Annotated in this window: 16 protein-coding genes; 7 read left to right on the top strand and 9 right to left on the bottom strand. The window is 69.3% G+C overall.

Translation table 11 applies throughout. From position 1 onward, the window contains the following. Window positions 1-10: 10 nt before the first annotated feature. Genes NBY69_RS22735 through NBY69_RS22725 form a run of 3 tightly spaced genes read left to right on the top strand, consistent with a single transcriptional unit; the run spans window position 11 to window position 3635 of the window. Window positions 11-979: an ABC transporter permease gene (locus tag NBY69_RS22735; protein WP_250303132.1), complete on the top strand. Its 969-nt coding sequence runs from the start codon at window positions 11-13 to the stop codon at window positions 977-979. A gap of 2 nt (window positions 980-981) precedes the next feature. After that, complete coding sequence (locus NBY69_RS22730; protein WP_250303131.1) at window positions 982-2847, top strand: dipeptide/oligopeptide/nickel ABC transporter permease/ATP-binding protein; 1866 nt, start codon at window positions 982-984, stop codon at window positions 2845-2847. Then, complete coding sequence (locus tag NBY69_RS22725; RefSeq protein ID WP_250303130.1) at window positions 2844-3635, top strand: ABC transporter ATP-binding protein; 792 nt, start codon at window positions 2844-2846, stop codon at window positions 3633-3635. The genes NBY69_RS22730 and NBY69_RS22725 overlap by 4 nt, the downstream gene beginning before the upstream one ends. A 326-nt stretch (window positions 3636-3961) precedes the next feature. On the opposite strand, the gene NBY69_RS22720 is transcribed toward NBY69_RS22725, so the two are convergent. After that, complete coding sequence (locus NBY69_RS22720) at window positions 3962-4156, bottom strand: hypothetical protein (RefSeq protein WP_250303129.1); 195 nt, start codon at window positions 4154-4156, stop codon at window positions 3962-3964. Between the two features lie 327 nt (window positions 4157-4483). Between NBY69_RS22720 and NBY69_RS22715 the strand changes: the two genes are divergently transcribed. Both NBY69_RS22715 and NBY69_RS22710 read left to right on the top strand, forming a co-directional pair. Then, on the top strand, window positions 4484-5518 hold the full coding sequence (locus NBY69_RS22715) for a 3-oxoacyl-ACP synthase III family protein (RefSeq protein WP_250303128.1): 1035 nt from the start codon (window positions 4484-4486) through the stop codon (window positions 5516-5518). 219 nt (window positions 5519-5737) lie between these two features. Then, complete coding sequence (locus NBY69_RS22710) at window positions 5738-7078, top strand: glutamine synthetase family protein (protein ID WP_250303127.1); 1341 nt, start codon at window positions 5738-5740, stop codon at window positions 7076-7078. A gap of 362 nt (window positions 7079-7440) precedes the next feature. Here NBY69_RS22710 and NBY69_RS22705 read toward each other — a convergent pair whose 3' ends face one another. From NBY69_RS22705 to NBY69_RS22675, 7 genes are all read right to left on the bottom strand, one after another. Next, window positions 7441-7986, bottom strand: a complete 546-nt coding sequence (locus tag NBY69_RS22705) for a GNAT family N-acetyltransferase (protein WP_250303126.1) — start codon at window positions 7984-7986, stop codon at window positions 7441-7443. Continuing rightward, window positions 7983-9200 (bottom strand): type III PLP-dependent enzyme, encoded by a 1218-nt coding sequence (locus NBY69_RS22700; RefSeq protein WP_374211322.1) that lies wholly within the window; start codon window positions 9198-9200, stop codon window positions 7983-7985. Before NBY69_RS22700 ends, NBY69_RS22705 begins: the two co-directional genes overlap by 4 nt. Before the next feature lie 931 nt (window positions 9201-10131). Next, complete coding sequence (locus NBY69_RS22695; protein ID WP_250303125.1) at window positions 10132-11172, bottom strand: LacI family DNA-binding transcriptional regulator; 1041 nt, start codon at window positions 11170-11172, stop codon at window positions 10132-10134. Between the two features lie 22 nt (window positions 11173-11194). After that, window positions 11195-12952, bottom strand: coding sequence for a glycoside hydrolase family 36 protein (locus tag NBY69_RS22690; protein WP_250303124.1), 1758 nt, complete (start codon window positions 12950-12952; stop codon window positions 11195-11197). A 2-nt stretch (window positions 12953-12954) separates the two neighbouring features. Continuing rightward, window positions 12955-13827: a carbohydrate ABC transporter permease gene (locus NBY69_RS22685; protein ID WP_250303123.1), complete on the bottom strand. Its 873-nt coding sequence runs from the start codon at window positions 13825-13827 to the stop codon at window positions 12955-12957. After that, window positions 13824-14753, bottom strand: coding sequence for a carbohydrate ABC transporter permease (locus NBY69_RS22680; RefSeq protein ID WP_250303122.1), 930 nt, complete (start codon window positions 14751-14753; stop codon window positions 13824-13826). The genes NBY69_RS22685 and NBY69_RS22680 overlap by 4 nt, the downstream gene beginning before the upstream one ends. Next, window positions 14750-16087 carry an ABC transporter substrate-binding protein gene (locus NBY69_RS22675; protein WP_250303121.1) on the bottom strand — a complete coding sequence of 446 codons (1338 nt, stop codon included), beginning with the start codon at window positions 16085-16087 and terminating at the stop codon, window positions 14750-14752. The genes NBY69_RS22680 and NBY69_RS22675 overlap by 4 nt, the downstream gene beginning before the upstream one ends. A gap of 216 nt (window positions 16088-16303) precedes the next feature. Between NBY69_RS22675 and NBY69_RS22670 the strand changes: the two genes are divergently transcribed. After that, complete coding sequence (locus tag NBY69_RS22670; RefSeq protein ID WP_250303120.1) at window positions 16304-18259, top strand: hypothetical protein; 1956 nt, start codon at window positions 16304-16306, stop codon at window positions 18257-18259. Window positions 18260-18560: 301 nt separating this feature from the next. Beyond that, window positions 18561-20735 (top strand): alpha-galactosidase, encoded by a 2175-nt coding sequence (locus tag NBY69_RS22665; protein ID WP_250303119.1) that lies wholly within the window; start codon window positions 18561-18563, stop codon window positions 20733-20735. Window positions 20736-20866: 131 nt separating this feature from the next. Here the strand turns inward: NBY69_RS22665 and NBY69_RS22660 are convergent, their stop codons facing one another. Next, entirely contained in the window at window positions 20867-23116 is a 2250-nt protein-coding gene (locus tag NBY69_RS22660) for a serine/threonine-protein kinase (protein ID WP_250303118.1), read from the bottom strand. Between the last annotated feature and the right edge of the window lie 100 nt (window positions 23117-23216).

The following is a 23216-nucleotide window of genomic DNA, read 5'->3' as shown; positions in this document are numbered from 1 at the left end:
GGGGCCCACCATGTCCGTACCCCAGCTGCTGCGGCACCCCTGGACGGTGTTCCTCGGCCGCCGCAGCCTCCGGCTGTTTCTCTCTCTCGGGGTCGTGGTCACCGCGTCGTTCGTGATGATCCGCCTCATCCCCGGCGATCCGGTCCGGGCCGCGCTCGGCGTCGACGCCGCCCCCGACCTGGTGGCCGCTCGCAGGCACGCCCTCGGGCTCGACGCGCCCTTCCTGTCCCAGTACCGGCACTACCTCGGCAATCTCCTGCACGGCGACCTCGGTACCTCGCTGGTCACCGGGGCGCCGGTCGCGGAGCTGGTCCGCACCCGGTTGCCGACCACCCTGGAGATCGCCGGCCTCGCTTTCCTGGTCACTCTCGCCGTCGCCCTGCCCGTCGGCCTGCTGGCGGCGGTCCGCACCCGCGACGGCCGCCGCCCGCGCACCGAGCTTGTGTTCATCGCGGTCACCGCCGGCCTGGCCGGAGTGCCGGACTTCGTCCTGGCCGCCGGACTCACCGCGCTGCTGGCCGTCGGCCTCCAACTGCTCCCGGTGGCCGGTGCGGCGGGCGTCGAGTCCTTTGTCCTGCCCGTCCTCGCGCTCTCCCTCGCCCCCACCGCCGTCCTGCTGCGCATCGTCCGGGTGGAGGCGCTGAAGGTGCTGAACGAGGACTACCTGCGCACCGCCCGGAGCAAACGGCTGTCTTCCGCACGCCGCTGCCTCCGGCACGCGGCACCGAACATGGCCCCCGCCGTACTCACCGTCGCCGGGAGCCTGCTGCCTGCCCTGATCGCCGGCACCGTGCTGGTCGAGAAGGTCTTCGCCTGGCCCGGCATCGGCTCCGCCATGGCCCAGTCCGTGGTCGCACAGGACTACCCGGTGGTCCAGGCCATGGTGCTGGTGCTGGGCACCGCGGTGCTGCTCGCAGGCCTTCTGGTCGACGTGCTGCTAGCCGTACTCGACCCTCGTTCGGCGATCCGGGAGATGTGATCATGAGCCTTCCATCCGGCCTCCGGCGCTCGCCCATGGCCTGGGCCACCGCGGCCATGCTGGTGTCGCTCGTCGCGCTCGCGCTGGTCGGCCCGCTGCTCTGGGGCGCGGCAGCCGACCGCCCGGACCCCTCGGCCGTGCTCCAGGGCCCCTCTGCGGAACACCTGATCGGCACCGACAGCCTCGGCCGGGACCTGCTCGCCCGGGTCCTGACGGCCACCCGGCCCTCCCTGTTGCTCGCACTGGCGGCCACCCTGCTCGGTGCGACCGCGGGAGTCCTCATCGGGGCCTGCACCGCCGTCCTCGGCCGGCGCGGTCGTCGGCTGACCGCCGGGCTGATCAACCTCCTGCTCGCCTTCCCGGCGCTCCTCGTCGCGATGTTCCTCGCGGTCGTGTTCGGCGCGGGCACCGCCGGGGCGGTGCTGGCCCTCGCAGCGGCGGGCGTCCCCGGATTCGCCCGGCTCGCCCAGACCCTCGCCGCAGGCGTCGCGGGCACCGACCACCTGGCCGCGGCCCGGGTCCTCGGCCTGCGCCGCCACCAGTTGCTGTGGCGGCACGTCCTGCCCAACATCGCCGAGCCATTGCTCCTGAGCACCACCACAGCGGCGGGCACCGCCCTGGTCGCGCTCTCCGGGCTGAGTTTCCTCGGTCTGGGCGTCCAACCGCCCGGCTACGACTGGGGGCAGCTGCTCAGCCAGGGGCTCGACCGGATCTACGCCGAGCCGCTGCCCGCGCTCGCCCCGGGCCTGGCGGTTCTCTACGCGGCCCTGGCTTTCCAGCTGCTCGGCGAGGTCCTGGCCGGGAGCGTCGCCCGGCGCGGCCGGGCGCCGCGCACACCCGCGCCGACGCCCGCCCCGAGCGGCCCTGCCGAGGACGGGCTGGTCCTCCAGGTCGAGGACCTCTCCGTCGAACTCCCCACCCCGGGCGGCACGATCCGGCCAGTGCGTGGTGTGTGCCTCTCGCTGCGGCCGGGCGAGGTCGTCGGACTCGTCGGCGAGTCGGGGTCGGGCAAGTCGCTCACCGCGCTCGCCATCGCCGACCTGCTCCCGTACGGCGCCCGGGTGTCCCGGCGCACTCTGCGCCTGCTCGGAGCCGACCTCGCCGCCCTGACGCCGAAGGAGCGGAACCGGCACCTCGCGACGGGCCTGTCGGTGATCTTCCAGAATCCCGCCTCGGCGCTCAACCCGTCCCTGCGGATCGGCACCCAGCTCACCGAGGCCGTCCGGGCCCACCGCGGTGCCAGCCGCGCGCAGGCCGCTGCGGAGGCTGCCGACGCCCTGCGCCGGGTCGCCCTGCCCCCGGCACTGCTGCGCTCACGTCCTCACCAGCTCTCCGGCGGCCAGCGCCAGCGCGTGATGATCGCCTCCGGGCTGATGGTACGGCCGGGACTGATCATCGCCGACGAACCGACCACCGCGCTCGACGTCACCGTGCAGCGGCAGATCACCCGGCTGCTCACCGACCTGCGACGGGACACCTCCGCCGCGATCCTGTTCATCAGCCACGACGTCGCGCTCGTAGGCGAGTTCTGCGAACGGGTCCTGGTGATGTACGCGGGCACCATCGTCGAGAGCCTGCCCGCCGACCGCCTCGCCGACAGCGCCCGGCACCCCTACACCCGGGCCCTGGTCGCATCGGTACCGGACCTCACCGCCGACCGCGGCCGACCGCTGCCTACCGTCGAGGGTGCGCCGCCCGATCCGCTCGCACCCGAACCGGGATGCCCGTTCGAGCCCCGCTGCTCGCTCCGCCAAGACCGCTGCACCGAACAGGCTCCACCACTGGAGGACCTCGATGCCGACCACCGCGTCGCCTGCTGGTATCCGGTACCGGTTGCAGTGGCCCCGGAGACGGTGACCGCGTCGTGACCACCCTTCAGGTGACCGACCTCACCGTCCGCCACCCCGTCCCCCGCGACTCCCCAGCCGCCGTGGACGGTGTCTCGCTGGAGATCCCGTCCGGCACCACACTCGGTCTGGTCGGGGAGTCCGGCTCCGGAAAATCCAGTCTGGCCGGCGCAATCGTCGGCCTCGTCCCCGTGCAGGGTGGCCGGGTCCTGATCGACGGCCAGGAGGTCCGCACCCGCACCGTCCGCGACCGGCGTCGACTCGGCCGCCTCGTCCAGGTCGTCCTCCAGGACCCGGACACCGCGCTCGACCCCCGGATGACGGTTCGCCAGACGCTCGTCGAAGCGGCCACGGTCTTCCGCCGGCTCGACCGGGCCGCCGGTGCCGAGCGCGCCGCCGAACTGCTCGGCCTCGTCGGCCTGGACCCCCGGCTCGCCGATCGCCTGCCGCGGCAGCTGTCCGGCGGCCAGCGCCAGCGAGTCGCCCTCGCCCGCTCCCTGTCCGTCGAGCCCGGGCTGCTGATCGCCGACGAGATCACCTCGGCGCTCGACGTATCGGTGCAGGCATCCGTCCTCAACACGATCCGCGAACTGCAGCGACGGCTCGGGCTGTCCATGCTGTTCATCGGCCACAACCTGCCGGCGGTCTGCCACGTTTCCGACGTCGTGGCGGTCATGCGGCACGGCAGGATCGTCGAGACCGCCCCCACCGAGACGATCCTGCGCACACCGAGGCACCCCTACACCCGAACCCTGCTCGCCTCCGTGCCGTCCCTGCGCACGTCCCCGCCCGAGGAAAGGCCGTCATGACCGTTAAGCCGTGGCCCGTTCCCTCCGGCGTGTGCACCAGCCGTGACGACGTCGACGTCGACAGGTACCGGACCCGGCTCCGGCGGTAGAAGCGGCTGATCCGTTCTGCCCTCGGCAGCGTCCTGGGTGGCAGCCAACACCGCCTCACCGCCGATGAGATCCCGGGGTATCACCAGCACCAGCGGCAGGTCCCCGAGATCCCCGTCGTACACCACGGTCTCCCAGCCGACTCTCACCGACCCGGACGGCGACAGCTCGGCGAAGACCGACGCTGCGGCGCAGCCCTGCCCGGCCCGGCTCCCGGGGCCGCGATCGGCGCCGAACAACTACCGCACCGCCGACAACAGGAAGCCGCGACGCATCCGCGCGAGTTGCCGGCTGCGCGGCGCGAAGGCGACAACCTCGGGAGGCGTCGGATCGAGCAGCACGAGACCGGCCACCAGGTCCGGCCGACGCCTGGCCGCGTTCGCGACCAGCAACCCCGCCCCGGCCAGCCCTCCGCCCGCCCCCGCCACCAGCACAGCAGGGAATCCGCGACTCGTCCGTCCCGTCCATCCCGTCGCATCGGCCCTCCGCGCAGGTATTCGAAAACCGATCACCCTCAGCATTCGCCCCCCACCCACTCGAAGCACAGAAAGGACTTTCCAACAATGCGATGTCAATCAGTTATATCTTTCCTCACTCTTAATGATTAAAGAGCGAACTTCAGATCCGTGTCCCGTGAGATGCTGCGGCGGCATTGCAATGCGACGGACCTGGCGGTGCCGGGCATTCGCAAACCGATATCGAGGACGGAAAATGGAAATTCTTCGAGGAACACCGAACGCGCCCGAGCGGAGCGCCGCGGAGTGACCGTCACCCTGGACCAGACCCTGTTCCACCAGACCGGTACCGGCCTGTCCGTGCCGTTCGCCATCGCCGGAACCGGGATGCACCTGCCGCCGACGGTCGTCACCAATCAGGAGCTCACCCGCACCCTGGACACCAGCGACGAATGGATCACCAGCCGCACCGGTATCCGCGAACGCCGCCGTCTGGCCCCGCGTCTGGCGACCTCCGACATGTGCGTCGCCGCCGCCCAACCGGCCCTGGACGCAGCCGGCATCGAGCCCGCGCGTCTGGACGCGGTCATCGTCGCCACCTATACCTGGGACCAGCCGCTCGTGTCGACCGCGCTGATCGTGAAAGACGCCCTCGGTGCCCACCGCGCTCTGTCCTTGGACGTCACCCAAGCCGCCTGCGCCTCCGGCATCCAGGCCATGCTGATCGCCGCCCACCTCCTGCAGAACCCCTCCATCACCACCATCCTGCTCCTCGCGGCCGACTGCGCTTCCAGGATCACCGATCCCACCGACCGCACCACAGGTGTCTTCTTCGGGGACGCCGCAGCAGCCGTCGTCCTCACCCGTGCCGACACCCCTGGAGCAGGCCTGCTCTCCTACAACCTGGGCTCCCAGCTCTCCTACGACGTCCAGATCCCCGCGGGAGGCTCCCGGCTGCCCGCCAGCACCGCCACCGTCGCCGCCGGAGACCACTACCTGTCCATGGACGGCCGCGCCGTCTGGAACGCTGCAACCACACGCCTGCCCGAGAGCATCATGAGCGCCACCCACCGCGCCGGTGTGCCGGTCGACCAGGTCCGGCACTTCTTCCTGCACCAGGCCAACTTGAACATCCTCACGGAGACCATGGCCGCCCTGGGCGTTCCCCGTGAGCGTGCACCCATCACCATCGACCGACTGGGCAACACCGGATCGGCCGGCCTGTTCACCGCACTGCACACCACCATCGCCGAGGGCTCCCTGCTCCCGGGAGACACCTACGTACTGTCCGGAATCGGCGCAGGCTTCCAGTGGGGAACCCTCTGCCTCCGGCACGCCTGACCGATCCACAGAACTGATAGGCACCCAGGTGGGTTGTCGAACCCCGTCGATCCCGGACGAGGCGAGCCTCCGGAATGCGAACACCCGGGCACAGGAAACGCATCGTGTTTCGCGGTCGTTGCCCGTCCCATGTCGCGTCTCTGCTCCGTCCGTTCACGGACGGGTGAACTCCCGGTGATTCCTGACGCACCCGCTGCCGCGAGCACCAGCATGGGCGGCATGACCACCACACACTCCCGGGCCGAACGGGTCGCCCAGGCCCGGGCGACCGAAGCTCAGCTCACTGCCGACGGAATCGACGGGGTAGTGTTCGGCTGGGTCGACAACGCCGGGCTCACCCGGGTGAAGTCCGTCCCGCTCACCCAACTCGAACACGCCGCCGGGTACGGTGTCGGCGCCGTACCGTGCTTCGACGTCTCCCTGGTGGACGACTCCTTCACCACCGCACCTTCGAGTACCGGCCCGATGGGCGACCTGCGGCTCGTCCCCGACCTCGACAGGCTCACCCCGCTCGCCGCACAGCCCGGTTGGGCCTGGGCTCCGGCCGACCGCTATGCCCAGGACGGCACCCCGCATCCCGGCTGCCAGCGTGGCTTCGCCCGCCGGGTCACCGAGGCGGTCGAGCGGCGCGGGCTCTCGGTGCGAGCCGGGATCGAGATCGAGTGGGTGGTGGCAGACGCCGCCGGAGACCCCGCAACAGCCGGGCCCGGGTTCGGGATGACCCGCTTCATCGAGCACTCCGACTACCTTCGGGATGTGCTGCGCGCCCTCACCAAGCAGGGGTTGGCCGTGCTGCAGCTCCACCCCGAGTACGCCGCCGGGCAGTTCGAGGTCTCGGTCGCCGCCGAGGGGCCGGTCGAGGCGGCCGACACCACGATGCTGGTACGCCACACCATCCGGGCCGTCTCCGCCCGGCACGGCCTGCGGGTCTCGTACTCGCCCGTCTTCACCGAGGGCTCGCTCGGCAACGGCGGTCACCTGCACCTCAGCCTCTGGCGACAGGGCCAGAACCTCGGACACGGCGGCCCCGGCCGTCACGGACTGCACCCCGACGCCGAGCAGTTCCTCGCGGGCGTACTGGCCGAGTTGCCCGCCCTGCTCGCTCTCGGCGCGCCCAGCGCCGCCTCCTACCTGCGTCTGGTCCCCTCCCGCTTTGCTGGAGCTTACCGATGCTGGGGCCTGGAGAACCGTGAGGCAGCGCTGCGCCTGATCGCCGGCTCCACCGCCGGGCAGGCCAACGCCGAGTTCAAGTGCTTCGACGCCGCCGCCAACCCCTACCTGGAGATCGGTGGCGTGCTGGCCGCCGGACTCGCCGGTCTCGACGCCGGCCTGCCCCTGCCTCCCGAGACCCGGAGCGACCCCGCCGCTCTCGGCAGCGCCGAGCGCCTCCCTGCGAGCCTGTCGGAGACGACCGACGCGTACGAGAAGTCCGCACTGCTGCGGCAGGCACTCGGCCCCGAACTGTACGAGGCCGTGCTGTGCGTCCGGCGGGCGGAGGCAGAGCTGTTCGCGACGCACACGGATGCGGAGGTCATCGAGGCTGTCCGTTGGAGGTACTGACGGGGCATCATTGTCGCTCTCCAGCTCGCGGGCGCTGATCACCGCGACGGTGGTCGCTCGTCGCGCGTGGTGGACAACGAGGCCCGCTCGGTGTCCGACAACTCGTGCGCTCGGCTCGCTGCCAGGGGACTCCCCCTGGCAGCGAGCCGGCCAACCAGTCCGCAGGCATTGCGCCGGGTGTCTGCCACGCACTCAGTCCCGTGTCAGCCCGACAGATGGCTCGGCGCACCTGGCTTCCCACGGTGCACCTGTGCGGGGAGTAACCGGGAGCCCAGGTGGTGTACTGGAATCCGAGCATGAAGGACAGTGCCCGATGGCCAGTTGGGAGCGGCGGAACACATCGGGGACGGGGAGCATCCGCATCAGCCTACTTCGGCTCCGGATGAGGACTCGGGAGCCGGATCGGTGACAGCGTGTTCCAGCGGCTTCGCCATGTAGACCGCCTCGGCACCGTAGCTCGCGGGCAACCCGATCTCGGGCCGGGCGCGGTAGCCCAGCGTGGTCCACAGCACCTGTGAGCCGTGCACGGCTACCAGAGAGAGCGTCCGGTACCGGGCCGCACGCCCCGTCTCCTCCAGGTGCTGTTGCATCAGGCCTGCCAAGCCCCGACCACGTGCCCGCTCGGCGATCACCAGGTCGTGGAGGTGCAGGTTGCTCCCCTGTGCCGCGCGTTCCTCGGCCAGGCTCAGGTCCGGGCAGCGGAAGAGTGGGTACGGCAGTGCGAGCAGGTAGCCGCCGAAGCCGCCCGCGTCCTCCAGCACGAAACAGGTCGAGGGCGAGGCACGGTGCCGGGAGCGCAGTGCTGCCTCTCCCTCGGACAGGCCGCTCGCCGCGTAGGCGCGTTCCTCCAGCACGACCACCTCATCCCAGTCCTCCTCCCGGAGCAACCGGAGCCGGGTGCCGGTCATGTGCCGCCTCCGTCCGGAGCCGGGCCACCGATGCAGGTGTACGGCAGCGGTGCGAAGCCGTTGAATCCCTGGGTGGTGTAGGCGGCGGCGTACGCACCGCAGGAGTGGACCCAGACCGGGTCGCCGGAGACGATCGTGCGCGGAACCCGCACCATGCCGTCCTGCGCGTACGCGTCGTCGCTGTCGCAGGTCGGGCCGGCAACCACGGCGTTGACGAACTGCCCCCCGGGGCGGGTGGGAAACTCCAGCCGGTACTGCAACTGGTCCATCTCGTAGAGCCCGTTGAACTTTCCGCAGCTGAGGTAGAGCCAGTTCTCACGGATGCCGTCGAGCCGATGGCGGGAGGTGAGCCGGGCGACGTGGGCACGGATCGCACCGTGGTCAGCGACGAGGTGGCGGCCGGGCTCCAGCAGGAAGTCCAGCGGGGCGGCGTTGACGGCGCGCAGCCGTTCCACACCTTCGCGGATCACCGTGAGCATCTTGTCCAGCGGCGGTTCCAGCGGCCGGCCACGCCGGTCGAGGACGCTGAGCGCGGGCAGACCACCACCGAGGTTGATCCGGTCCGGAACGATGCCGTGCCAGTTGAGTGTCTCCAGCAGAGCGGCCAGCGTCTCGATCGCCTCGCCCCATGCTTCGGCTGTCATCTGCTGGGAGCCGACATGTACCGACAGGCCGGAGGGCACCAGCCCGGCGGCCCGGGCGGCACCGAGCACCCGCAGGGCATCCTCGGGCGAGCAGCCGAACTTGTGGCTCAGGCCCCACAGCGCACCATCGCCGGTGGTCGCGATCCGACAGAACACCCGTGAGCCGGGCGCGTGTTCGGCGATCGCGGCGACGTCCTCCCGGCTGTCAGTGGCAAAGTCACGCACGCCCAGCCGATAGGCCTCGGCGATGTTGCGGTCGGACTTGACGGTGTTGCCGTAGTGGATCAGTTCGGGGGCTACCCCGGTGCGCAGCGCCTGGGCGATCTCCTGCGGGCTGGCCGCGTCGAAGCCGGAACCGAGCCGGGCGAGATGGTCGAGCACCTCGTCCACCGGGCATGCTTTCATCGCGAACCGAATAGCAGCACCCGGCAGTTCGGCGCACAGGGCTGCGTACTGGCGACCGATGCCGTCCAGGTCGTAGATGATGGCGTCCTCGGCGACGGCGGCGAGCGCGTCACGCAGGGCGGAATGGTCGTGCCGGCCGAAGAATGGCGCGGTGGACGCGTGCACGGTGGCCGACGCGGTCAGGGTGCGGTGGCCGGTTCTGCCACGGTCGGCCGTCCGGCGCTGTTCGGCGATCTGACATATGTCGGTGGCCTGAGGCCTCACGTGTGAACTCCCCATCCAACTTGATGATCGATGCCAAGGACTTCCCGGCACCCGTGAGATGAACGAGGCAGTACAAAGCTTGGTTATGACATCGGACATGGGTTTCCTCTTCGCCACACTCTGTGTGGTTATGGCGCCTTCGTCTGCTGTGCACCCTGTACGGCCGACGAGTGCCAGACCGTGATCCTCGAAGAGCGCACCCGTAGCGAGGCGAGGACCTGCCCCAGAAGGAGCGGGTGATCTGGCTTCGACCATCGGGGGCTTCGCTGACGGCGGCCGAGGGTCGGGCCAGGACCTCGGCCCAGACCAACTTGCCAGGGCATGGACGGCGGGGGCAGGAGGCCGCGGCCACCCAGGGCACAGACCTCGGCCGCCGCATACCCGCTCGGGTAAGGGGCATGGAAGAGCCCCAGGTCACGGCGAGTGAGTCCTGGGGCTGATCCGAGCCTCCTTCGGGATTCGAACCCGAGACCTACGCCTATTGACCCTCGACGCCGTGACACCCGGTCCAACAAGTGCCGTTCAGTCCACTCACGCATCACTCACGCAATCGCGGCCACTTCCGACAGCGTGCAGCTCGTCCTGGTCGAGCGAGCCCATCGCCCCGCCGCCCGGCGGCGAGCACGATCGGCGGCGGTCCTTGGCCGTGCACGACGGCCGGGTGCAGTTGCTGTTCGACCCGCCAGGGGGTCGGCGGCTGTTCATGGACGGCTTGCACCCGTCCCGGCGTGACGACGACGCCGACGCCGAGCGAAGCCGCGCGAGCGCACACAGCCGGCCGGTCACGGCACGGGGTCGAGGGATGAGCCGGCGATCAGGCGCCGCAAGGGACTCACGTCCCGCGCGGCGTTTCCTCACGACTCCGGCCGACCGCTGTACCGTGCGGCGGCGGCCCGGTCGTGCTCCGGATGACCAGTTCAGGGTCGAAGAGGAGTTCGCCGGTGGGTACGTCGCGACCGCTGACCAGCGACAGGACGCTCCGGCCGACCTCGAGAGCGAGTCGTTCACCCGGCTGGCGAACGGTCGTCAGCGGAGGGTCGACGAATTCGGTGATCATGGAGCCGTCGTATCCGACGACGGAGACGTCGTGGGGCACCGTGTACCCCTGACGGCGAATCCCCCGGATCGCGCCCAACGCCATGTAGTCACTGGCGGCGACGATGGCGGTGGCACCGAGTTGAAGCAGCGCCTGTGCTGCCGCCTGACCGCCCTCGACCGAGTAGGACTGCCGCATCACCCAGCTTTCGGCATCCTTGCTCCCCCGCTGCTCCATCGCATCGAGGAACCCCCGCACCCTCCGGTCAGCCGGGTGGTTGCCCAGCGGACCGGAGGCCATGCCGATGGCACGGTGACCGAGCCGGTACAGATGATCGACGGCCAGCTCGGCGGCCAGGGCGTCATCGGTGGAGTAGACGGGGGCCGGCACCTTGTCGGCGAACCCCCCGTTGATACCGAGGTAAGGGATGCGCCTGGCGCGCAGCATCCCGTACGCCTCGGTGTCGGCGCCTTCCACCGTGTTGGAGGAGGAGAGGTACACCACCGCGGCGATGCCTTTGTCGATGATCGACGCGATGAAGTCCCGTTCCTGGACGCCACCGGGAAAGGCGGGGCAGAGCACCGTCTTGAGGCCGTGGGGCGCGAGGAACGCCTCGATGCGCTCGGCGAGATCGGCGAAGAAGGGGTTGGAGACATGCTCGGTGATCACTGCGACGAGCTGTCCCTCCACCACGCGCTCGTAGCCGAGTTCCGTCATGGCCGCCTCGACCGCGTCCCTGGTTTTCTTCGCCACTCCCTGGCGACGGTTGATGACCCGGCTGACTGTCGCCTCGCTCACTCCCGCACGGGCCGCGATCTCAACGATGCCGACCTTCATTCTCTCCCTCTCCCGTGACAGGTCACGAGGTCTTCGTCAGCAGAGCCAGACCCATCGTCGGGACCGGAATGCTGTGCAGGCCGGGTACGAGCGACATCTGGGTCCGCTCGATGATACGTCCGTCCGGACCGCGGACATCGACGTCCACCTGTGCTCCCGTGTCCTGCACATCGACGACTACACGGTTCGCGGCCGTGGCGTTGACCAGGACTGTTTCCCGGTGGGTGGCGGGCAGCACGGAAACGGCACGTTCGTCGTGCACGGACAGCACGATCACGCCGTCGGACTCCGACCGGACCAGCGTGTAGAGGCCGTCGGGACGCCCGGGTTCGACTGTCCCGTCGAGCAACTGGGGGCGCAGTCGGCGCCATTGGCCCAGCCAGAAGCGGACCGCGTCAGCCTGCTCCGCGCTGAGTGCGTCGAGGCGGACGGAGACCTGCGGCACCGCGTGCAAGGCGCCGATGAGCTGCCGCGCAGCCGCCTCGACCGGGCCGGAGGTGTCCCACATCAGAGGGTCGGAGTGGACGACACCTCCTACAGCCAGCAGGGAGGTATCGATCGTGCGGACGCGGTTGGCCGTGGAGTCGGCCGGGCAGTCGAAGGACCTGAGCATGTTGCCGAAAGCCGCCATGCCGGGGCCGACGTAGGGCTGGCGCAACTCCAGCAGCAGGTCGGTGCGTTCGGTGAGCAGCGCGTCGCGCAGTTCGGTGAGCAGGAGCAGCAGGGCCTGCCCGACGTCACCGCGCCCATCGCCGGCGTAGACCATGGCCTCGTTCAGGAAGTCGATCTTGAGGCCGTCCAGGCCGTAGTCACGCACCAGACGCAGGCATGTGCGGACGACGTGGGTACGCACTTCCGGGTGGCGGGGATCGAGGACATGGGCTCCGGGCACACCGGAGTCGGCGGGGGCGAACGGGGCCCATGTCTCGTGGCACTCCGCCTGAGGGCCCAGGAGCAGGGGTGCGACCCAGATCATGTAGCGCAGTCCACTGCGGCGTACACGTGCGACATGGCCGGCGAAGTCGGGGAACGTGTCGGTGTCCGGGGTCCAGTCCCCCGCTCCCGCATAGCCGCGGCCGGTGCCGAAACGCTGCCAGCCGTCGTCCACGATCAGTGTGCCGAAGCCCATGTCCACGGCGAGTTCGGCCTGCCGCTCGACCTGGGCCGCGTCGATCTGCTGGTTGAAGGCGTACCAGGTGCAGTACAAGGGCAGCCGGGCCGCCTCCGGAACGGGCAGGGGCGCCGGCATCTCCGTCGTGTACCAATCGCGCAGCACGCTCATGGCCGATGCCACCGACGGGCTGCGGGGCACGAAGAGGAAGCGGTGCGGTGCGGCGGAAGGCGGAAGCTGGAGGTGTACCACGTGGGTGTCGTTCTCCTCGGACACTCCGAAGCGCAGCGCGACGTCCGGCACCGGATCGGCGGCGGCGAAGGTGAGGAGGGTGGCGCCGGTGTAGTCGTAGAGGCACCCGGCGGCCAGCCCGTCGATGAGGCTGACCTTGGACCGTCCTTCCCAGTCGGCGACCAGGGTGCGGCTCCAGTTGGCCTTGGGGTGCCAGTATCCGGCGGTGTCACCGAGAGGGACCGACAGCCGTACCTCGACCGCGGTGTCAGGGGCTTCGATCTGCAGCATGCGCAGGCCGCCGGGGACCTCGGACAGGGTCCAGGCGGGTTCCGCGCCGTCGGCGACAACCGCCATCTCCACCGTGTCGAGCAGCGGCACGAAGGGGGCCGGGGCCAGTTCGGCTGTGGTGACGGCCTCGGAGGACAGGGTGCTCACATTCACTCCTTGACGGCTCCGGCGAGCAGGCCGGAGACGAAGTGGCGTTGAAGGGCCAGGAAGACGAGTGCCATGGGGATGGCGGCGATGGCGGTTCCGGTGAGGATGGCGCCGTAGTCGGTGTCGTTCACTCCCTGCAGCGCGGAGAGTGCGACGGGGATCGTGAAGGAGGCGTTGTCGCGGAGGACGATCAGCGGCCAGATGAAGTCGTTCCACTGGAAGAGGAAGAGGAAGATGGCCAGGGCGGCCAGGGATGGCTTCATGGGCGGCAGGACGACCCGCAGGAAGAGCCGGAACTCTCCGCAGCCGTCCATTCGTCCCGAGTCGAGGAGTTCGTCGGGGAGAGCGGCCATCGACTGGCGCATCAGGAAGATCCCGAAGGGCAGTGCCAGGTTGGGCATGATCACGGCCTGGTAGGTGTTGAGCCACTCCCACTCCGCCATCATCTTGAACAGCGGGACCAGGGTGACCTGGCTGGGAATGACCAGTCCCAGCATCAGCAGACCGAACATCCAGTTGCTGCCCTTGAAGCGGTACTTGGCGAAGGCGTAACCGGCCAGCGTGCACACGAGGCCCGCACAGACGGTGTAGATGACCGCGATGAGCAGAGAGTTGAGCACGACCTGCCCGAAGGATGCCGTCTCCTGGAGGCTGGAGAGGTTCTCACCCAAGTGGTCACCGGGCACCAGCGGTGGCGGCGAGCCGAAGATCTCGGCGGAGCTGTGGGTGCTGGCGATGACGAGCCAGTAGAAGGGAATGAGCACGGCGGCAAGGGCTATCGCGAGCCCCGAAGTGAGCAGGATGCTGTTGCCTGCGGAACGGCGCCGGGCACGGGCCCTCAAGGGCAGGACGGCACCACTGGAGGGTTGCTTCATGACTTGTCTCCCAGGACCCGGAACTGGATCAGGCCGAGCACTCCGATGAGCACGGCGAGCACGTAGGCGATGGCCGAGGCGTAGCCGAAGTCGAAGTAGGTGAAGGCATTCTGGTACAGGTACACGCCGATGGTGAGCGTGGCGTTGTCCGGACCGCCTCCGGTCAGGATGAACGGCTCGTCGAAGATCTGCAGGGTGCCGATGGTGGAGAGCACCGTGGTCAGCAGGATCGCCGGCCTCAGCCCCGGGAGCGTCACGTGACGGAAGGACTTCCACGCACCCGCGCCGTCGACCGAGGCGGCATCGTAGAGCTCACCCGGGATCGTCTGCAGTCTCGCGAGCAGAATGACCGCGTTGTAGCCGGTGTAGTGCCAGGTCAGTACCAGGCCGAGGGAGATCTGCGCCCACAGCGGGTCGGTGAGCCATGGAACCTCGCCTATGCCGACGTTCGACAGCAGCCAATTGACCAGCCCGTACTGCTGGTTGAGAAGTACGGAGAAGATGACCCCGTAGGCGACGAGGCCGGTGACCATCGGCAGGAAGAATCCGAGACGGAAGATCGCACGCGCCCGCAGGAAGGCGGAGTTGAGTGCGACGGCCAGGCCGGTGGAGAGGGCAAGCATCACCGGCACCTGGATCAACAGGATGGTTCCTGTGTTCTTCAGGGCGGTCCAGAAGAGCGGATCGCGGAACAGACGCCCGTAGTTGTCGAAGCCGACATAGGTGTCGACCCCGTCGACCGACTTGAAGAGGCTGAGGACGAAGGACCAGCCGATGGGGTAGAGCTTGAACACGGCGAACAGAAGCGCGGCGGGAAACACGAAGGCGTACGGCGCGAGACGGCGCGCGGTCAGACGCGACCGTGGCCTCGGCCCCTTTCCCTGCGGTGCCGGCGCGGGACGTGTCTTGGTGACGGTCGTGGTCATCGGGCCACCTTGCGTGCGGTCTGCGCGGCGAGCTGGTCGGCGGCTCCGCGCAGTTCGGTGGCCGGGTCGGCCCCTCGGAGCAGAACCCTGGTCTGTGCGTCGGTGACCGCCTTGAGCGCCCGCGCGTAGTCGGACGTGTAGTTGAAGGCCGGGGAGTCGGCCTTGAGGGCCTTGAGGAAGACCTCGCCCTTGTGCTGACCGCTGAAGAATTTCGACGGTTGATGGAAGACGGGGTCCTCGTACGCCCCCATCAGGGCCGGCGCGATGCCCTTGGCCTTGTAGATCTGGACCTGGGACTGCGGACGGGTGAGGACGAACTCGACGAACTTCCAGGCCGCGGCCTGATGGTGGCTGGTGCCCGAGATGGCGAGGTGGGTGGAGTTCACGGTGGCGGCGTTGGTGCCGCCGCGCCGAACAGCCGGCGGAAGGCGCACACGCCAGAGCCCGGCCTGGTCCGGAACGCTGTCCTCGATGACACCGCCGAACCAGGTCGGCCAGGGCAGTACCGCAGCAGTGCCACTCTTGATCGAGGTGATCAGGGCGTTCCACCCACCGGAGATGTCGTTCACCAAGCCGGCATCGTTCATCTTCTTGATGAGCGTCATGGCTCTGACGGCTTCGGGCGAGCTGACCATGATGTCGCCGTCGAGATTGAAGTACATGGTGCCCTGCAACTGGAGCAGCAGTTGGAAGAGGTTCGCCGAGTCCTGTTGAGAGGCGGGCTTGTCGATACCGAGCAGGTACTTGCCGGTCTTCTTCTTGATCTTCAAGCCCGCCTCGACGACGTCGTCCCAGGTGTCGAGCGCGTCCGCGTCCACACCGGCGTCCTCGAAGACGTCGGCACGGTAGTAGAAGCCTCCCGAATTGGCCTCCCAGGGCAGGGCGTCAACGCGCGAGCCATCCCGTGAGACCGTCCCCCACAGACCGTCGGCGAAGGCTGTCCGGTACTTCCCGGCGCCGAGTCGGCTGAGGTCCGCGAGCTGCCCGGGGAATCGGTCCGTGTACGCGGGAAGGTAGTCGACGCCGATGTGCAGGACGTCCGCGAGCCCAGCGCCGTTCGCCGCCATCGAGGTAGTGATCTTGTCCCAGATGGCCGGATTGCCGATGTCCTGGACCGTGACCTCGATGCCCGGGTACAGCTTGTTGAACTTCGGCACCAGCGCCCGCATCTCAGCGGCCGGCCCTGCCCAGCTCCATACCGTGATGTCACCTTTCGCGGGGTTCCCGGCCGAGCCGGACCTCGCGCCGGACGAGCAACCGGTCAGCCCGCCCAACCCGGCACTCGCGGCGAGAGCCCCGCCAAGCCCCATCACTCTGCGACGACTCACGTTCATGCGCGACCACCTCTGTATGCGGCTCGAACACCCACTCCTCACGACAGAAGAGCGGCCGACGTAGGGAAGTTAGCCATGCGCCACATACGCTTGCAAGACATCTATGAAATTTTTCTGCTTGGTTTTCTTTCAATGTCTGTACGACGCTTGAAAGCGGGTGGGTTGGAGGGCTAGCTTCCAGGCATCCGTCCTCCACCGCTCTGGAGTGAGTCCGCCATGAGACGCACCCGCCCCACACGCCTCGCGACCATCGCCGCGCTGGCCGTCCTCGCCCCGCTGACGCCCCTGCTCCTCGCGGAACCCGCCACGGCAGCTCCCGCACCCCTCACCATCGAGAACCCCGGCTTCGAGGAGGGAACCGACGGCTGGACCCTCACATCCGGCGCCGGAGTGGCCTCGAACAAGCCTCACGGTGGCTCGAAGCTGGCTTACCTCGACGCGGGACACGGAAAGCAGGTCTCGCAGAAGATCAAGGTGCCCGGTGACGGTACGTACGACTTCTCCGCCTGGATCGCCACCGGTGGCACCGCCGGAACGTTCTTCGCACGCGTCAACGGCAGCACAGCCGCCTCGGTGGTCCTGCCCGAGCGGCCCACCTACGCCCGCTACACCCTCAGCCGGATCTCCCTGAAGCGCGGCGACGAGCTGGAGCTCGCCTTCGGGTCGGGCAACGGATGGATCAACGCCGACGACCTCATGGTCTCGCCCTCCGCACCTGTCGACCCCGTGGTCTCGTCCTCCGATCCAGAGATCGTCGAGATGTTCAACTGGGCGAAGCGCAAGGCCAACAGCTGGGTACAGCAGCCCGGCACGAACGGGCCGCTCAACGTCGACGAGAACAACAGCGCCGGAACCGGTACGGGCACCTACGGCCCCTCCTACTGGGCGGGCTACGCCCATCGCAGCGGCTACTACTCACGCGACATGGCCCACCAGCTCAGCGGCGCCTCGGTCCTCGGCCTGCACGACGCGAACAAGGCCATGCTCAGCGCGTTCGCCGCGTCCGCGACCGAGGAACACGGCTACTACCCGGCCTGGTCCTTCAATTTCGACAACAAGACCAAGCTGTCCATCGACTATCACAGCCCCACGTCCTTCGTCCGCGAAGTGCCGGCCACCTTCGAACTGGTCGAAAAGGCGAACGAGGCGTACCGGTGGAGCGGCGACAGCGCGTACGTCGACGACGACATCCTCTGGGACTTCTACCGCCACGCGACGAAGGAGTTCATCGAACTCCACGACGGCGGCAGGCCCAACGGCGTCGCGGAGGGCACGGGCAAGGGCATATTCGCCGGAGCTGCCAGCTACAACGAAGCCGGCGACGAACCGCTCGCCGAAGCGGGCGACGCCATCGGCGCCCAGTACCAGGCGTTCCGGGCGATGTCCGCGCTGGCCCGGAGCAAGGGTGACGGCAGCCTGGCCGAGGAGTTCCGGAAGAAGGCCGACAAGCTCAAGTCGTACTTCAACTCCACCTGGAGCGGCACTGGTTCCGGGGAATCCATGATCCGCGCCTACACCACGGACGGGGAGCCGGTCACGGGCTGGGGCAAGGAGAACAGCTGGTTCATGCCGATGAAGCAGATCATGGAGCCGGGTGCGCGCACCGACGCCTACCTCGACTACATCGACCAACAGGCGAGCGGCGAGGGGAAGCCCGACAACATCGAGGCGATCTCCTACCTCCCCGACACCTTCTTCGCCTACGAGCACAGCGACACCGCGTGGAAGTGGATGCGGTACGTCTACGACAAGCGCAACGACCAACACCCCGTCAGCAAGCAGGGTCCCAACGGCGACTATCCCGAGGTCTCCTACACGCTGCTCGGTCAGACCGTCGAGGGGCTCATGGGCGTCGAACCCGACGCCCCGTCCAAGTCCCTCAGCACCCGCTCCCGCATGCCGTCCGGCATGAACTGGCTGCAGATCAAGGACATCAAGGTCGGCGGCAACACGTTCACCCTGCGCCACGACAGGGCGAGCAGGTCGACCCTGACGAACGACACCGGCTCGGACAGTTACACGTGGGAGGCCCAGTTCCCGGGCAAACACCCCGTGATCAAGATCGACGGCAAGAAGCGGGCTGCCCATACCAAGAGGGTGAACGGAAAGACCTACAGCTATGTCAGGGTCTCCGTGGCCCCGAACCAGAGCGTCAGCGCCGAAGTCGCGTAGTGAACCCGCCTCGTCCGTCGGCCACCACCGGGGTGGCCGACAGGTCCCCGGCCACGGAACAGGCCCGGGAAGAGACCGAGCTCGACGCACGCGGGAGTGTACGCACGCGTGGCGCGCCCGATGCAGCGGGAAACACGCGTGAATGCCATGGAGCCGGGTGACTTCTCCGGGGCAGCGAGGCCGCCGCTCATGAGCCGGCCCGCTGTCTCCCACCACATCCGCAAGCTGGAGCGGTCCACGGTCGTACTCTCCGGCAGCGCCCGGAGAAGAACCGCGCACCGCCGTGCAACAAGGGAGAAACGTGACCGACCGCCTCTCCGGAACACCCGTCGTAGTGCACTTGCGCTCAGCGGGATGCTCCTTTCTGCTTGAATGCCCAGCCGAGCAGCTGCCGATCGTCCGTCACTGGGGTGCCGATCTGGGTGCGCTCGACGCGGCCTCGGCACGTTCGACGTGCCTGGCCGGGGCGGCCCAGGGCCGCCTGCCCGGAGAGCTGGACGCCGGGCCGGCCGCCCTGATCCCCGAGCCGTGGACCGGCTGGATGGGCCGCCCCGGGCTGCTGGGCTCCCGTCAGGGACGCAACTGGTCCCCGCGCTTCGCCGTCACCGCCGTCCGAGTCGACGGCGTCGAAGCGGCCGGGTACACCGAGGCCGGCGCGACAACCGTGGAGATCACCGCCTTCGACGCCGAGAGCCTCATCCGGCTCGTCCTCGTCGTCGAGATGCTGGAATCCGGTCTGGTCCGGATGCGCGGACGCGTCATCAACGAGGGTGAGGAGTACGAACTCTCGGAACTCTCCCTCTACCTGCCGGTTCCGGCACACGCGGTCGAGCTGCTCGACTTCTCCGGCCGGTGGGGCATGGAACGTCAGGTCCAGCGCCAACCGTTCGGCACCGGAACCCATGCGAGGGAGAACCGCCGGGGCCGCACCGGTCTGGACTCCGCATACGTCCTCCACGCCACCGAGCGCGGCAGCGACTTCGCACACGGTGAGACCTGGGGCGTCCATGTGGCGTGGAGCGGCAACCACCGCCATGTCGCCGAGCACGACAGCACCGGCATCCGGCTCCTCGGCGGCGGCGAGCTCTTCCTGCCGGGCGAGATGCGGCTCGCAGGCGGCGAGGAGTATCTGGGTCCGTGGATCTACGCGGCGTACGGCGACGGCCTCGACCGCGTGGCACACCGCTTCCACGACTACCTGCGCAGCCGCCCGCATCACGTCTCACCGCGCCGGCCCGTCACGCTCAACACCTGGGAAGCCGTCTACTTCGAGCACGACCAGAAGCGGCTCGTCGAACTCGTCCGGCTGGCGGGCGAGATCGGCATCGAACGGTTCGTCCTCGACGACGGCTGGTTCGGCGGGCGCCGCAACTCACGTGCGGGACTCGGCGACTGGACCGTGTCCGCGGATGTGTGGCCGCACGGACTGCACCCGCTGGTGGACGCCGTCCACCAGCACGGGATGGAGTTCGGCATCTGGATGGAACCGGAGATGGTCAATCCGGACTCCGACCTGGCCCGTGCCCACCCGGAGTGGATCATGGCGGCGCGCCGGGAACTCCCCGTCGAGCAGCGCACCCAGCACGTCCTGAACCTCTCCATCCCCGAGTGCTACGACGCGGTGCTCGAACAGATCCTGGCGATCCTGGCGGAGTATCCCGTCGCCTTCGTCAAATGGGACCACAACCGCGACCACGTCGAGGCGGGTGTACAACCCCGCGCGGGAGTCCCCGGCGAGCACGCTCAGACCTCGGCCCTCTACCGGATGCTCCACGAGATCAAGGCAGCCCATCCCGCCCTGGAGATCGAGAGCTGTGCCGCCGGCGGCGGCCGGATCGACCTCGGCATCCTCGAACTGACCGATCGGGTCTGGGTATCGGACGTGAGCGACCCGTTGGAGCGGCAGCGGCTCATGCGCTGGACCGGTCAGCTGCTGCCTCCGGAACTGCTCGGCTCCCACATCGCCTCACCGCACTCGCACACGACGAGCCGGCACCACGATCTCTCCTTCCGCGGCGCCACCGCGTTCTTCGGACACCTCGGCGTCGAGTGGGACCTCGGGGACACGACGCCCGAGGAGCGCGCGGTGCTCGCCCGGTGGATCGCACTCCACCGGAAGCACCGTGACCTGCTCCACACCGGGACCGTGTGGCGCGGCCCGGACCCGGCCCACGGCATCTGGAGTCACGGGGTGGTGGCCAAGGACCGGACACAAGCCCTGTACGAGATCGTGTCACTCACCTGGTGCACGACCGGCGCTCCGCCTCACGCACGCCTCAGCGGTCTTGATCCCCAGCGCCGCTACCGCGTGCGACCGTTGGTCGTCGGTACGCCGCCCGGCGGCTTCTCACCCCCGGCATGGTGGTCCGAGGAGGGCATCGAGGTACCTGGTGCCGCGCTGACACACATCGGGCTTCAGGTTCCGGTCATGCACCCCGAGCACTCCGTTGTCATCCACGTCGAACAGGTCGGGTGAACGGGGCACCCGCATGACACACGCGAAGGTCGGCGCCGCACGGCGGCGTCGACCGGGAGCGGGGAGCGACGCGGCACACGTCCATCGGGCCTGCGGTCGGGAGGAAGGCGGCCGGCGGCGGTGTCGCCGGGTCAGCCCGACCGTGGTGGCTTCTGCGCGTCGAAGGCGAAGAGGGAGTTCTTGGCCGCGGCCACGACCACCGCACGCCCCACGACAGTCACCCGCGGGCTTGCGCCCTGCTCGCCCGTCAGACCATCGGCCTGCGGATCCGTCGTCCACAGGGGTTCGCCGTCCTGCGGCGACAGGGCGACCACCCGGCCGGTGGCCGAGCTGAAGTACAGCGCTCCGCCTCCCGACACCGGACCGGACGCGCCTTCCACGTCCGTCTGCCGCGACCACTTCTTCCGGCCGGTCGCGGGGTCGAGCGCCGTGACGAGACCGGTCTGCCCGCTCAGGTAGACGATGCCGCCTGCCATGCCGGGCGTCCCCGCGTAGGTCTGTGACAGCCGGGAGTACGTGACCTTCCGCGAAGCCGGGTCGAACCGCGCCACCCCGTCGTAGCCGACCGTCGCCGTTCCCTCCATGTGTTCCTGGAGGAGTACGAGTTCGTCGTCGGCGACGCCCATGGGTACGGCGGGCCCCTTGACCGCGATGGGTTCGCCCAGTGCTCCCGAGGCGCGGTCGAGCGTGTGCAGGGCGGGGTGGCGCACCGCCAGGTCATCGACCTCCGTGGCCGTCGCGCACATCGCGAAGAGCTGTGCGCCCACCGGAACCGGGGCGCACTGCGTGCCCGCGGGGAACGGCGTCGTCCAGGCCACCTTGCCGCTGTGCGCGTCCCGGGCCTCGAAGCGGGAGTTGGAGGCGTCGACCGTCACGACGGTGGAGCCGATCACCACGGCGTCCTGACTCCGGCCCGTGACAGCCTGCGACTGAGCGCCGGACGGCACGGACCACAGCTCCCGGCCGTTGTCCGCGTCGATGGCCACCACTTCTTCGGCGGGGCCCTGCGGGTGGTCCTGGGAGGCGAAGCGGTAACCGAGCACCGTGTCGTCGGTCGCGCCCACGAGGTGCATGCCCTGGACGGGGACGCCCGGACTCTTCACCGTCCACACCCGCGAGCCGTCCGAGGCCCTGATACGGGCCGCCACGACGCCGCCGCCCCCGCAGAACAGCGCGTCGCCGCGCGCGACGCAGCGCAGCTCGTCGGGGATGTCCTCGCGACCGCCCAGCACGGTCTTGTGCCACGGTTCGAAACCGGCCGGAAGTACGCCGCTCGGCGCCGCGACGCTGTTGCCCTTGCCGGCGCCGCTGTTCCCCCCGAAGCCTTCGGCCGTCACCGCGGCGACCCCGCCGCCGATCGCTGCCACCGCGACCGCGGCCGCGGCCACGGGACGCCACCGGCGGCGCAGACGGCGGCCGATGGAGGTGGCGGTGTTCCCGGTACCGGGGCCGGCCGGGGCGGTGTCCGGGGCGATCGGCGACAGGGTGTCCCGCGTCGCGAGGTGATGCTGGGTGATCATGTCGCGGGTGCGGCCCGCGCCGGCTCCGACCCCGCCCGTATCGGTCCCGCCGAGGTCGACCGGCAGGTCCCGCAGCAGTACGAGGAGTTCGTCCGCCGAGGGGCGCCCCTCGGGATCCTTCAACAGGCACGGCTCGACGACCGCGCGCAGAGCCGTCGGCACGGCGTCCAGCGCCGGCTCCTCGTGCACCACCTGATACGCCGTCATGTACGGGCTGTCCGCGTCGAAGGGCCCTTGCCCCGTCGCCGCGTACACCAGCAGGGTCCCCAGCGAGAAGACATCGGAGCGCGGCCCCACACCACGCGGCGCCTGCAACTGCTCCGGTGACATGAAGGGCGGCGTACCGATGACCCGCCCTGTCATCGTCAGCGTCTGCTGGTCCACCGCGCGCGAAATGCCGAAGTCGATGACGCGCGGGCCCTCGGGCGAGAGCACGACGTTCGAGGGTTTCAGGTCACGGTGGACGACCCCCACGCGGTGGATGTCGCGCAGCGCCTCCGTCAGACCGATGGCGAGCGTCCGCAGTTCCGCGCCGGTCAACGGGCCCTCGGCGGCGATGCGCTGGGCGAGCGTGAGCCCCTCGATGTAGGCCGTCGCCATCCACGGCTGATCGGCCTCCGGGGCGGCGTCGATCACAGCGGCGGTGAACGCGCCGCTCACCCGCCTCGCCGCCGCCACCTCCTGCCGGAAACGGATGCGGAACTCGTCGTCCGCCGCGAACTGCTGGTGGATCAGTTTGATCGCGACAGGTCGCCCCGAACTCATCCGGCCCAGGAAGACCGTGCCCATGCCGCCCGAGCCGAGCCGCGCCTCAAGCAGATAGCCGCCGATCTCGGCTGGATCACCTCCGCGCAGCGACACTCTTCCCGACCTCTCGTCCCCCGTGCTCCTCTGCCGGCGCGGGTCCTGCGTACCTATCCTGCCCCACAAACTAACCTCCGGGTGATACGGGAGAGCAAGG

This window comes from Streptomyces sp. A 4/2 (genome assembly GCF_940670765.1).
In the GTDB taxonomy this organism is placed as follows: Bacteria; Actinomycetota; Actinomycetes; order Streptomycetales; family Streptomycetaceae; genus Streptomyces.
The sequence above is the reverse complement of the archived record's forward strand: the minus strand, read 5'-3'. Positions and strand labels throughout refer to the sequence as shown.

What these genes read in the sequence shown, in the direction of transcription:
- NBY69_RS22735 (WP_250303132.1), top strand. Translation starts at nt 11, where the DNA reads ATGTCCGTACCCCAGCTGCTGCGGCACCCCTGGACGGTGTTCCTCGGC.
- NBY69_RS22730 (WP_250303131.1), top strand. Translation starts at nt 982, where the DNA reads ATGAGCCTTCCATCCGGCCTCCGGCGCTCGCCCATGGCCTGGGCCACC.
- NBY69_RS22710 (WP_250303127.1), top strand. Translation starts at nt 5,738, where the DNA reads ATGACCACCACACACTCCCGGGCCGAACGGGTCGCCCAGGCCCGGGCG.
- NBY69_RS22705 (WP_250303126.1), bottom strand. Translation starts at nt 7,986, where the DNA reads ATGACCGGCACCCGGCTCCGGTTGCTCCGGGAGGAGGACTGGGATGAG.
- NBY69_RS22695 (WP_250303125.1), bottom strand. Translation starts at nt 11,172, where the DNA reads ATGAAGGTCGGCATCGTTGAGATCGCGGCCCGTGCGGGAGTGAGCGAG.
- NBY69_RS22685 (WP_250303123.1), bottom strand. Translation starts at nt 13,827, where the DNA reads ATGAAGCAACCCTCCAGTGGTGCCGTCCTGCCCTTGAGGGCCCGTGCC.
- NBY69_RS22680 (WP_250303122.1), bottom strand. Translation starts at nt 14,753, where the DNA reads ATGACCACGACCGTCACCAAGACACGTCCCGCGCCGGCACCGCAGGGA.
- NBY69_RS22675 (WP_250303121.1), bottom strand. Translation starts at nt 16,087, where the DNA reads ATGAACGTGAGTCGTCGCAGAGTGATGGGGCTTGGCGGGGCTCTCGCC.
- NBY69_RS22670 (WP_250303120.1), top strand. Translation starts at nt 16,304, where the DNA reads ATGAGACGCACCCGCCCCACACGCCTCGCGACCATCGCCGCGCTGGCC.